Origin of the sequence: Arsukibacterium tuosuense (assembly GCF_900215315.1) — a bacterium.
In the GTDB taxonomy this organism is placed as follows: domain Bacteria; phylum Pseudomonadota; class Gammaproteobacteria; order Enterobacterales; family Alteromonadaceae; genus Alishewanella; species Alishewanella tuosuense.
Genome location: NZ_OBEB01000002.1, coordinates 490,048 through 502,438 on the forward strand (window position 1 = coordinate 490,048; position 12,391 = coordinate 502,438).

The following is a 12,391-nucleotide window of genomic DNA, read 5'->3' on the forward strand; positions in this document are numbered from 1 at the left end:
CCACTGAGCTACCATTTTTTATCGCCACCGCTTATTAAAACATAACCTTACTCAAGAGCCCGGTTTCAGCCTTTTAGTCCCGAAAATTACCGCTTGCAATCAGTGGCTGCTGTTCTATTTTTGTTCACTGAGTCAGGACAGCATTACCAGTCTCAATCAATAAAAATAAGATAAAGACGAGGATCTGTGATGAAAAAATTAACAGGGCTGCTCAGTGCAGCTTTACTAGGCAGCTTAGCTGTCAGCTTTAACCTCTTTGCCGCCGTTGGTGGCTACCCGGTGGTACTGGTGCATGGTTTACAACCCGACCAGCTGGCAAGCCGGCCCAATGCCAGTGAAGTCAGCAGTGACGGCGCCGCATACTGGCAGGCGTATTGGCGGGATAGGGCCGATGTGCGGATTGACTGGCCAGCTCATGAGCGGGTCGCCGGTAAAATTGCCAGTGATTATGTCTGGCCTAAACTGCAGCAAATGTCAGTAAATGGTACTTGCGCCAATGGCTGCATTTTTGTTTCGCACTCCACCGGCGATTTAGTGACTCGTTATTTGCTGGATAACCAGGCGTTATGGCTGCAGAATGCCGGGCTGCAACCACTGAATATTGTCGCTACCTTTGATTTTGCCGGTGCGGGTGGTGGCTCTGAACTGGCTGATCTGGCGGTTAATGTCGCCAGTGGCTCTGGCCTTATTGACTGGACCTTACGGCTGGCGCTGGCCGCCTGGCTTGGCGAGATACCGAACGCCGGCACGGTAGGCGTATTAAATGATTTGCGGGTAAACAGTGCCCGCCAGCTGGCGTCGTTTCCGGACAGCCGGGTGCCGCGCTTACGTTTTGTGGGTGCCGGTTCTGACTATCTTGGCGCTACCGGGGTATTTTTACCGGGCGAAGATGACGGCGTTGTCGCCAGCCATTCAGCCTGTGGTGCCTCGACCGCTGCCAGCTTTAACAGTTGCTCACGTAGTGTGGCCTTCGACGGCAAGCTGGCCAGCCAAAGTAGTGGGGTGAGTAGTTTTATGCCTTACCATTATCCGTTGCTAATGAGCGAAGGTTATAGCCACGGTGGTTTAATTGAAAACCGGGTACAGGATGAAGTCACAGCAGCCAACAGCAGTGCTGGTTACCTGAATAACGACAGTTTGCAGTTCAGTACCTATGATGAAAAACGTGGTTGGTGGATATTCAGTTCGCGCTACCGGGTAGTTCGTAACTCCAATAACACCAGCATGTCGGCATTGGTTTATCAGGCAGCGAACTAAGCCGCAATGTCTAAACTTGTCTGGATATTACTGGGCCTGGCAGCATTGCTGTCAGGCGTGTGGTTGTTCTGGCCCGCATCAGAAACACCAACTCTACCGGCAGCCGTGCCAGAGGTCGCCACGGTAGCCGCGCCGCCTGCAGCAACGGCCAAAGCCAAACCGCCCGCTGCGCCCACTATTACCGTTACCGAACGCTTACCTGAACCTGTCAGCGACAGCTTTAAGTTACTGGCAACAGCCTATGCCGGCGAGCTGCAGTACCCGGGCTATTCGCGGCCACTGTCCGAGGCTGACAGCCATTTACTGAACCCCAATATTTATGTGGTGCAACCGGTACCACTGGAAGGCGGCGCCAGTGCCGCTATAGTGCTGCCGAAATACCGCTTTAGTTACCCTGAAACCATACCGGTAAGCCTGCAGGTAAGTGGCTTAACGGTGCATAGCGTCAGTGTGCAGTTACATAGTGAGCAAGACACTACATTACTGGCCAGCGAGGCGATGCAAAACACTGCCGGCGATGGATACAGTCAGAGTGCTGAGCAACACTGGCAGGCAGAGTTAAGCCCTGAAAGTGACTGGGATGGCCCGCTGGAAGTCAGTGTTACCTTTAGTGCTGATGGCCGGGAACAAACTCTGAAAACCGGTTTTGTTTACAGCCATCCGGTAGCAACCATCACCGGTGTAGGCTCCAGCCGTGGCGTTGGCAGCGATATGCTGATCCCGGTAAAGTTAAATGTTGAACAAGCCGGTTACTACCGGCTGCGAGCCAATTTGTTTACCGCAGAACGCCAGCCGCTGGCATTGCTGACAGCGACAGAAAAGTTGGCTGAGGGGAATGCTGAGCTAACCTTGCGGGCCTACAAAGCAGTGCTGCGCCGGCAGGAAGGCCCGTATATTCTCAGCAGTTTTGTGCTGGAACGCCGGCCCGCGGTGCCCGGTGAGCTAACCCGCTATGGCGACAGCGAGCAAAGCGAATATCCGCTGGAGTTCTTTTCTCTTAGCCAGCTAAGCGATGAGCCTTTTCAGGCCAGTGCCGAAGAGCGCCAGCGCCTGCAGTTCTTACAACAGATGGCAGAGCAGTAAGCAGCGGCATCATGCCAGTTGCGCCCGGGCTGATTGCAGTAACTTGCGGTTACGCAGGTGGGCCGTGGCCAGTAGTAAACCACCTGCTACCGACAAGGGTAACTCGGCGTCATGGCCGGCAAACAGCGCCGCAACCAATAACAGAAAACCGCTTAAGCCCAGAATAAATGGCGTTTTATTGCGGTGAACGCACCAGCCGCCGGGCAGGCTCCAGGCCAGTAAGGCACTGATTGGCAATAGCATCAGATAGTGAAACCATTCAGAGCTGAATATGCCCAGCAACAAGCCGGAACTGCCCACAGCTAACAGCACGGGCAGAGCTAAACATTGCACTACACAGAGCCCCGAGAGCATTGCCGCAATAAGATCTTTCATAGTAACTCCCTGAAAATTTAAAACCCGTTGCCAAAGCTGACTCAGCATTGCCAGCAAAAAAAACAATGTTATAGTATAACAAAATAGTGAAAAATGTTATAACATATCAATTATTCGGCCAGTTGAAGTGAGTTGACCGAAAAGCGTTGCCAGCGATTTTAGAGAGAGTCGGTATTCTTATGGGGAACAAGATGTTTAGAAAAACTATGATAGCCAGCGTTGTTGCTGCCGGGCTGCTGGCCAGTCCGTTGATGGCAGAGACTATTTCCGGTGTGGTGACAGATGAAAACGGCCAGCCGGTAGCCGGTGCCGAAGTGACCGTTATTGGTGAGAACCAACGGATTACTACCGACACAAATGGCCGCTTTACTGTTACTAATCTCAATGCGGGTGAAGCAGAACTGCATATTGAAGCCCGTCGTTTTGGCCATCGTAATTTCCGGTTTGAGGTACCTGCCCAGGGCCTGAGTAATATCAGCCTGACTTTGCTTAGCAGCACCATTGAAGTTATTGATGTTACCGCCAGCCCATTTCATGCCTCTGCTACTGAGTCTTCATTACCGGTTAGTGTGCTGGCTGGTGACGCCTTAAAAATGCGCCAGGCTGCCACTTTAGGTGATACTTTAAAAAATGAAGTTGGGGTGCATTCTAATTTCTACGGCAATGTGGCCAGTAGCCCGATTATTCGAGGCCTGGATGGCCCGCGGGTGCTTATTACCCAGAATGGCCTGGATGCCGGTGATGCGTCGCGGATAGGCCCAGATCACAGTGTGGCAAGCGAAACCAGTACCGCTACTCAGATTGAAGTGCTGCGCGGCCCGGCTACCTTGTTTTATGGCAGTGGCGCTATTGGTGGCGTGGTTAATGTGGTGGATGAACGCATCCCCACCGATAACACTACCCGGGCTGAATGGATGGTCCAGCGCGAGTCAGTTAATGATGAAAAACTGGCATCTGGCTCATTGGTAAGCGGCGTCGACAATATCGGTTTATATATTGATGGTTTCTGGCGTGATAACGACAGTTACCGTATTCCAGGTTTTGCTGAAGCACAGCCGGATGACGATGCAGTAAAAGGCCGGGTAGATAATACGGCCGCTACGGCCAAAGGTTTCACCGTGGGCGGCAGTTACTTACTGGATAATGGCTTTGTGGGTTTATCATACGGCCGGCTTGATCGTGAGTATGGTATTCCAGGGCATGCGCATGACGAGCACGGCGCTGAGGAAGAGGTTTATGCTGATCTTAGCCAAAACCGCTATCAGCTGCTAAGTGAACTGAATTTTTCCTCTGGTATTATCCGGGCGGTCAATACCAAACTAGCCGTTACAGATTATCAGCATAGCGAAATAGAAGAAGGTGAAATTGGTACCACCTTTAAAAACCGCAGCCACGAAGCCCGGGTTGAAATACTGCATCGCACTTTTCAGGACTGGCGTGGTGGCTTAAGCCTGCACTATAAGTTCAGCGATTTTGAAGCCCTGGGAGAGGAAGCCTTTACCCCGCCATCGGAAACCGAAATGCTGGCGCTGGGCTGGGTGGAAGAGCGCCATATCGGTGACTGGTTGCTGCAACTAGGCGCCCGGATAGAGCGGGTGACTCTTAAGGCTCCAAACGTATTATTGCCAGAGCTTGAAGTGCATGGTCATGATGATGCGCAACAGCATGAAGCTGAGCATGGCGCTGAAACTCCCCAGGTATTTGCTGTGCAGCAGCGTTTTACACCTTACAGTTTGTCAGCCGGTGCCGTGTGGGACTTTGCCGACGGCTACAACCTTGGCTTATCAGTATCGCACGCAGAGCGGGCACCAGCGGCCGCGGAGTTATTGTCCTTTGGCCCACATATCAGTACCGCCTCTTATGAAATTGGCGCACTGTTTGTGCAAGACGAGCATGGCTTTGAGCTGAATACGCAGCCAGTTGCACTGGAAAAGTCGAATAACCTGGATATTACCCTGCGTAAATTCAGCGGTAATACCGGTTTCGTCTTAAACGCCTTTTATAACCGTATCGACAACTATTACTACCAGCAAAATACCGGCCTGTTTGCTGAGGAAAGTCATCAGGATGAACCCGCTGCTGAGCATGGCGATGAGCATGTTGATGAACATACAGACGAGATGCCGGTATATTTATTTGCGGTTGCTGATGCAACCCTGCACGGCCTGGAAGCGCAGTATATCTGGCAAGTTAATGACCCCTTTAAGCTGACATTGCAAGGCGACTACATTCGGGCCCGTCTAAACGGCGGTGGTGATTTGCCGCGCACGCCGCCGCTGCGCATAGCAGCTGAGCTGGCTTATCAGCAGGATGCCATCAGCGCTGATTTACGTGCCACCCGTTATTTTAAGCAGGACAAGGTAGCAGAAATGGAGCAAGCCACTGCTGGCTACACCCTACTCGATGCCAGTGTCAGTTATCGCTTTGATGTTGGCCTGCAGGAACTGACCCTCTATCTGAAAGGCCAGAATCTGACCGATCAAACGGCCAGGGTGCATACCTCATTTTTAAAAGACTTAGCACCGCTACCAGGCCGCTCACTGGCGCTTGGCGTGCGCGGCCGCTTTTAATAACTGCGTTAAATACCGGAGCAACTTTAGCAACCGGTTCCGCAGTCTGAAGAAAAGAAATTGTGTATAAAAAAACCGCTGCACGCTAAATGCCTGCAGCGGTTTTTAATTTCCGGCGAAAGAACCTTACCGCCTACCCTGGATGCCTTGCGAGTGTTTAGCGCAAATCAAAGCGATCAGCGTTCATCACTTTTACCCAGGCCTTAACAAAGTCTTTTAAAAACTTCGGGGTGGCGTCCTGCTGGGCATACACTTCTGACAATGCCCGTAACTGCGAGTTAGAGCCAAATACCAGATCAACCCGGCTGGCGGTCCACTTCTGCTGACCGGTTTTACGATCAAACCCGATAAAGCTGTCCGACTCACTGGTCGCTGGCTGCCAGCGGGTTTTCATATCCAGCAGATTAACAAAGAAATCATTAGTCAGCTGGCCGGGCCGGTCGGTCAGAATGCCCAGTGCGCTCTGCTTGTAGTTCGCGTTCAATGCCCGCATACCGCCAATTAGTACCGTCATCTCCGGTGCGCTCAGATTCAGTAACTGGGCTTTATCCAGCAATAACTCTTCAGCGCTTACCGTGAACTCCTGCTGCTGATAGTTTCTGAACCCATCGGCTACCGGTTCCAGCACATCAAAGGAGTCTGCATCGGTTTGTTCAGCACTGGCATCGGTCCGGCCCGGACTGAAAGGCACGCTAATGTTATTGCCGGCCGCTTCTGCCGCTTGTTCAATGGCAGCGGCACCGCCCAGCACAATTAAGTCGGCCAGTGACACCTTCTTATTGCCGCTTTGGGCGCTGTTAAAATCCTGCTGAATGCCTTCCAGCACCTGCAATACTTTTTGCAGCTGTTCAGGCTGGTTAGCCTGCCAGCTGTTCTGTGGTGCTAAGCGAATGCGAGCACCATTGGCGCCACCACGGCAATCGGAGTTACGATAGGTTGAGGCTGACGACCAGGCGGTATACACCAGCTCGGCAGTCGACAAACCCGATGCCAGAATTTTCGCTTTTAAATCACCGATATCAGCATCGTTAATCAGTTCATGGTCGACCTCTGGTACCGGGTCCTGCCAGATTAAATCTTCCGCTGGTACTTCAGGGCCCAGATAACGCGATTTTGGCCCCATATCACGGTGGGTTAATTTGAACCAGGCGCGGGCAAAGGCATCGGCAAACTCGTCCGGATTCTGATGAAAGTGCTCAGATATTTTGCGATAGGCCGGATCTTCTTTCATCGCGATATCAGCCGTGGTCATCATCAGTTTAGCGTGCTCGCTGGCATCTTCTGCATCGGGAGCATGGTCTTTTTCAGCCAGATTTACCGCTTCCCACTGATGAGCACCGGCCGGGCTTTTGGTCAGTTGCCAGTCGTAGCCAAACAGTACATCAAAATAGCTGTTATCCCATTTGGTTGGGGTGGGGGTCCAGGCGCCTTCAATACCACTGGTAATGGTATAGCGACCCATGCCACTTTCAAAAGTGCTTTTCCAGCCAAAACCCATATCTTCCAGCGCACCACCCTCAGGCTCGACCCCAACCAGCGCAGCGTCACCAGCACCGTGCGCCTTGCCGAAAGTATGACCGCCGGCGGTCAGCGCCACGGTTTCATAGTCGTTCATTGCCATCCGCTCGAAGGTATCGCGAATGTCGCGGCCGGAAGCGATAGGATCAGGCTTACCGTCCGGCCCTTCCGGGTTAACATAAATCAGGCCCATTTGTACTGCAGCCAGCGGGTTGGCTAAATCACGATCACCTGAATAGCGGCTGTCGGGTTTATCACTGGTTGCCAGCCATTCTTTTTCCGCGCCCCAGTAAATGTCTTCTTCCGGTTCCCAGATATCATTGCGGCCGCCCCCGAAACCAAAGGTTTTAAAGCCCATTGATTCCAGCGCCACGTTACCGGCCAGGATAAATAAGTCGGCCCACGACAATTTATTGCCGTATTTCTGCTTAATTGGCCATAGCAGGCGGCGGGCTTTATCCAGATTACCGTTATCCGGCCAGCTGTTCAGCGGCGCAAAACGCTGGTTACCGGTGCTGGCGCCACCACGACCATCGGCGGTACGGTAAGTCCCCGCAGCGTGCCAGGCCATCCGGATCATAAAGGGGCCATAGTGGCCATAATCCGCCGGCCACCAGTCCTGTGAGTCGGTCATCAATGCAGTCAGATCTTGCTTTACTGCGGCTAAATCGAGTTTTTTAAATTCTGTGGCGTAGTCAAAATCCTCGCCCAGCGGGTTCGACTTTTTGTCGTTCTGATGCAGAATCTTAATATTCAGCTGGTTCGGCCACCAGTCTTTATTCTGGGTGCCACCACTGCCTGAACGGGTATTACCGCCATGCATCACCGGGCACTTACCGCCGGTATTATTGTTGCCGTTATCCATGTCTTACTCCTTGTGCTGTGCTTACTAATTGGGAATACAACAGGCTCCCGGTTTTCTATACACAAAACTATAGACCTGATTTTTCAACTATTAAAGCCACTTTTTACGGCCAACTTAATCGATTTAAGCGATACAAGGCGCTAAGTTGCTTGCTTTATACGTTTTATATATAATTCGTATATTATTTACCTGGAGGCAATAACTTGGGCATCGTAAAAATTAGTGATGAGCTGCATGAAGAAATTCGCAAAGCCAGTGGCGCCATGTCACGTTCTATCAATTCACAGGTAGAGTTCTGGTTAAAAGTAGGCATGCTGGCGGAACTGCACCCTAACCACAACTACCAGCAACTTCTGCAAATGCTGATGCAGCAGGCTGACGTTAAAATAGCGGGCGTAGCCGGAGTAACAGGAGCGACCGATGAGCGGCGTTCAGCTTAAAACTGCTGACGAGCTGGCATTGCAGCACGAAGCGGGCCGCTTGCTGGCCCGGGTATTTGCCATGCTCGACAGTAAAATTGCAGTTGGCATGTCAACGTTACAAATTAATGATCTGGTTGAGCGCTATATCGTCGATGAACTGCAGGCCCGCCCTGCCAGCAAAGGCCAATATGGTTTTGCTTATGTGCTGAATACCTCGGTTAATGACGTAGTGTGCCACGGTGTGCCGTCAGCGACGCAGCTGCTGAAAGACGGCGATATTGTTAATGCCGACATTACCCTGGAAAAGCATGGCTTTATTGCCGACTCCAGTAAAATGTACTGTATTGGCGAGGTCGGTTTTCTGGCGCGCCAGCTGGTAGATGACTGCTATCAGGCGCTTTGGCTGGGGATTAACGCAGTCAAACCGGGCGCCCGCCTGGGTGATATCGGCTTTGCCATTGAGCAATTTGCCCGCAGCAAAGGCTATAGCGTGGTACGGGAATATTGTGGCCACGGTATTGGCCGGCAAATGCACGAAGAACCACAAGTATTGCACTATGGTAAAGCAGGCAGCGGCATGCAGTTAAAGCCAGGCATGGTATTTACCATCGAGCCGATGCTGAACCAGGGTAGTGCTAAAACTAAAACCAAAAAAGACGGCTGGATCGTGGTAACCCGCGATAAAAAGCTGTCGGCGCAGTGGGAGCATACGGTAGCGGTAACTGAAACCGGGGTGGAAGTATTAACTCTGCGCCAGGAAGAGCAAGCTTTAAAAGGGTGAACAAGCACAATCCTGCTTATTCCCGACGAAACGACGGCCCCTGCTTAACTTACTCCCAGCGGGCGTCCTCTTCGCTGATATTAAAGGCGACAGCCTGGCCTTTTGCGCCAAGCTGAACCACCCGTTTGGGCGAGCCATCGGCATGAAGTTCTACCAGACCAATACCCGCCATATTAAGCAAGCGTTCGCCAGCTTTGGCGGTGTCGGGTTTATGCGGCACAATTTTCATCCGCCGCCGTTTGGTCAGCCAGTTTAATGGCGATCGTGGTGAATACAGCCAGCGGTTTAACCTGTCCAGAATATCCAGCAGCCGCCCTGGAAACTCATTTTTTAAACCACTGCTGGTAATTTGCCAGATATCCGGCCCATGCTGGCGACCACGTAGGTTTACTTCATAAACAAAAGAGTAGTGTACGTCGCCTGATAAAATCACAAAGTGTTTCGGGGTTTTCGGATGGCGGAATAAGTTCATTAACGCATAAGCGGTACCGCGATGAGCCATCCAGTTTTCGGCATCAACCATCAAAGGCTTGCCCAGCAGGGTAAATAGCCGTTGAATCCCTTCAATCAGTTTCACCCCGAATACCGGCGCCGGCGATACCAGCACGACCGCATCGTGGCCGATTAAATCCTGCTGTAATTCGGTAATGGCTTCCCAATCCAGCAAACCAGAAGGATTATCCAACGCCTTTTCAGAGCGCCAGCGCCGGGTTCGGGTATCCAGCACCAGCAAGGGTGGCTCGGTCGGCCATTGATATTGCCACTGGTTAAATCGCAGCAAATCAGTAATCAGTTGTTGATGTAAAGCGGAGCCACTGTCGCTAAGAGCCCGTTCTGCCTGTTGCAGCAGACCGTTGTTAAAGCGCTCTGGCGTGTTACCCCAGGCCTGACATAGTAAATAGCCAATCAATGCATTACCGATGATCCGGCGGGAAAAGTCATGGTTATAGGCAGTTTGCTCCCATTCAGCACTAAGATTCCAGTCGTCGGTAACATCATGGTCATCAAAAATCATGGCGCTGGGCAAATGGGCCAGCAAACGACGAACCTTGCCAAGGCCAGCTGCAAATTGCCGGATAATAGCCTGCTGTTCAGTGTATTGTTGCTGCTCATCGGCATTAAGGCTTTCAGTCAGGCTTGGGTTAAGTTCTGTGGCATCGGCTTGCCAGCCCGCTGGCGACCAGACCAGCAGGTACATGCCCAGCATTTCTGCCAGGCTGATTAAATGGTTGCGGGCATTGTCAGAGGTAAATACCGGCTTTTTTGCCCCTTTAAATACCTGAGTCAGTACCGCCTGACCGGCTTCAGTTTTTGGCAGCAGAGTGTCACGCCGGTAATAATGTGGCTGGCTGTTATGCAGTACTGCAGCCTGGCTAACGGTTGAACAGGGCAGGCTTTCGTCGCTAAACTCCAATTGGTTAATCAGCTGATGCACAGCTCTGAGCATCGGTGCAGCGACGTCGTCGGCATATATCTGATCGCCGCTTAACAACAACAGTGCCGGCCATTGCTCTGCCGGGTTTTGCTGCAAGTGTAAGTCTGCTGCCAGCAAGCCATCGTCAGCATAAAAGTGCGGTTTGCGGCAGGAGCCATGTAACAGGCTTTGCAGTTTAGGCTGAATCACAAAGCCGGGAGTGGTCCTGCCGGGATACACCAGATCCGGTGCCCAGTTTTGCCAGCCCAGCCAGGTCTGGCTCTCGGCAGCTGGGTGTTGCTGCTGTAGTGGCAATAGTTGTAAGTCGTAGCCTATCCAGCGGCTGACAGGCAGCGGCTGTGGCAGCGGAATATGAATAAGCTGCAAAAACAGCTTACCGGCGCAGCGGATGCTCTGACAATATTGTTGCATCTGTGCCGGATTAAAATGAAGGACGTCCTCGCCGTCCGGGCTAAGGTCTAATTGCAGCTGCACCGGCTGGCTGGTTGCCAGCCACAACGTCACGCTGGTTGGGGTGACTGCACGCAGTAGCGGTCCCGCCAACACCAGTGGCAAATTATTAGTAGCAGATAACTCTGCGTCAGGCTTTGTCATTTAAACCATCATCGAAGCGTTACAAACTCTTCGGCACTGGTCGGGTGCAGCGCCACGGTCGCATCAAAATCTGCCTTGGTCGCGCCCATTTTCATGGCTACCGCAAAGCCCTGCAATACTTCGTCCATGCCTTCGCCAATACCATGCAGGCCAACCACTTTCTCATTTTCGCCGGCACAAACCAGCTTAAAACGACTAAGCGCCCGGTGGCTGGTAATGGCGTTATACATGGCGGCAAAGCTGGAGCGGTACACTTTGATATTAGCATCGCCATAGTGCTCACGGGCCTGGGCTTCGGTTAAACCAATAGTACCAATCGGCGGGTGGCTGAAAACGACAGTAGGGATTAGCGAATAATCCATATGCGCATCGGGCAGGTCTTTATTAAACAAGCGCTCAGCTAACTGGCGGCCGGCTTTAATCGCCACCGGCGTAAGCTGGGCTTCACCGGTAATATCGCCTACCGCATAAATGCCTTTTACATTTGTATTCTGATATTTGTCGGTCCGGATAAAGCCGTCGTTATCGGTGGCAACGCCGGTAGCCTGCAGGTTAATATTGGCGGTAGCCGGTGCCCGGCCGATGGCCCAAATCAGGCAGTCTACATCGGTAAACTCGACATTCTTATCACAGAAAACCGTCAATTTGCCATCGGCGTTTTTCACTATTTTTCTGACGTTAGTATGCGTCTGTAACTGCAGTTTGTCCTGAGTCATCCGTTCCAGCAGCATATCAGTAATATCGGGGTCGAAGTCGCGTAGCGGCCGGTCATAGCGGATCAGCAGATGGCTGTCCGTACCCAGCGCATGCAGCACACCAGCTATTTCCACCGCGATATAACCGGCTCCTACCACTAAGGCTTTCTTTGGCTGGCTGGTTAAAGCAAAAAAACCATCAGAGTCGATACCATGTTCCGCTCCCGGCACATCAGGGATCAATGGCTGGCCGCCGGTGGCAATGGTGATATGGTCAGCCGTAATATGTTCGCCGTTAACTTCCACCGTATTAGCGTTAACAAAGCGGGCAAAACCTTCAATAAACTCTACGCCGTTGCTGCTGAAACCACGCTGGTAACCGGCATGAATGCGCTCAATATAGGCCTGGCGATTTTTCACCAGCGTGGTCCAGTCAAAGCCGTGTTCAGTCAGGTTAAAACCGTAATCCGGGCTGTACTTTATCGCTTCGGCAATATGGGCACCATACCACATGACTTTTTTGGGAACGCAGCCGACATTGACACAGGTACCACCCACCGCTTTTGCTTCAATAACTGCCGCGCTGGCGCCCCGCATTGCCGCCCGGTTAGCGGAGGCAATCCCACCGCTGCCGGCGCCTATTGCCAGATAATTAAAATGCCTTGCCATAATGATGCCCTTAACTTCAAAAAAAACGATTACGCGGCCAAGCCGGATATAGGCCAGATATAAGACTTAAAGCTGTTAAAAACAAGCATATTGCGACAGGTACAGCAGCCTTCGCCTTGACAAATGC

The 12,391-nt window shown here is 52.0% G+C and carries 9 protein-coding genes; 5 read left to right on the top strand and 4 right to left on the bottom strand.

Annotated features, from left to right (window positions below):
- Positions 1-189: 189 nt before the first annotated feature.
- Positions 190-1,257, top strand: a complete 1,068-nt coding sequence (locus CRO03_RS06705; protein ID WP_097110836.1) for a hypothetical protein — start codon at positions 190-192, stop codon at positions 1,255-1,257.
- Positions 1,258-1,263: 6 nt separating this feature from the next.
- Positions 1,264-2,340 (top strand): hypothetical protein, encoded by a 1,077-nt coding sequence (locus tag CRO03_RS06710; protein WP_097110837.1) that lies wholly within the window; start codon positions 1,264-1,266, stop codon positions 2,338-2,340.
- Between the two features lie 9 nt (positions 2,341-2,349).
- Here CRO03_RS06710 and CRO03_RS06715 read toward each other — a convergent pair whose 3' ends face one another.
- Positions 2,350-2,715 (bottom strand): MerC domain-containing protein, encoded by a 366-nt coding sequence (locus tag CRO03_RS06715; RefSeq protein WP_097110838.1) that lies wholly within the window; start codon positions 2,713-2,715, stop codon positions 2,350-2,352.
- 191 nt (positions 2,716-2,906) lie between these two features.
- Between CRO03_RS06715 and CRO03_RS06720 the strand changes: the two genes are divergently transcribed.
- Positions 2,907-5,285, top strand: a complete 2,379-nt coding sequence (locus CRO03_RS06720) for a TonB-dependent receptor (RefSeq protein WP_097110839.1) — start codon at positions 2,907-2,909, stop codon at positions 5,283-5,285.
- Between the two features lie 157 nt (positions 5,286-5,442).
- Here CRO03_RS06720 and katG read toward each other — a convergent pair whose 3' ends face one another.
- Entirely contained in the window at positions 5,443-7,668 is a 2,226-nt protein-coding gene (gene katG / locus CRO03_RS06725; protein WP_097110840.1) for a catalase/peroxidase HPI, read from the bottom strand.
- 203 nt (positions 7,669-7,871) lie between these two features.
- On the opposite strand from katG, the gene CRO03_RS06730 reads away from it, so the two are divergent.
- Complete coding sequence (locus CRO03_RS06730; RefSeq protein ID WP_097110841.1) at positions 7,872-8,108, top strand: ParD-like family protein; 237 nt, start codon at positions 7,872-7,874, stop codon at positions 8,106-8,108.
- Positions 8,089-8,871 (top strand): type I methionyl aminopeptidase, encoded by a 783-nt coding sequence (gene map, locus CRO03_RS06735; protein WP_097110842.1) that lies wholly within the window; start codon positions 8,089-8,091, stop codon positions 8,869-8,871. The genes CRO03_RS06730 and map overlap by 20 nt, the downstream gene beginning before the upstream one ends.
- A gap of 49 nt (positions 8,872-8,920) precedes the next feature.
- On the opposite strand, the gene CRO03_RS06740 is transcribed toward map, so the two are convergent.
- Together CRO03_RS06740 and gorA are read right to left on the bottom strand one after the other, a co-directional pair.
- Complete coding sequence (locus CRO03_RS06740; RefSeq protein WP_097110843.1) at positions 8,921-10,900, bottom strand: alkaline phosphatase D family protein; 1,980 nt, start codon at positions 10,898-10,900, stop codon at positions 8,921-8,923.
- 8 nt (positions 10,901-10,908) lie between these two features.
- Positions 10,909-12,264: a glutathione-disulfide reductase gene (gene gorA / locus CRO03_RS06745; protein WP_097110844.1), complete on the bottom strand. Its 1,356-nt coding sequence runs from the start codon at positions 12,262-12,264 to the stop codon at positions 10,909-10,911.
- Between the last annotated feature and the right edge of the window lie 127 nt (positions 12,265-12,391).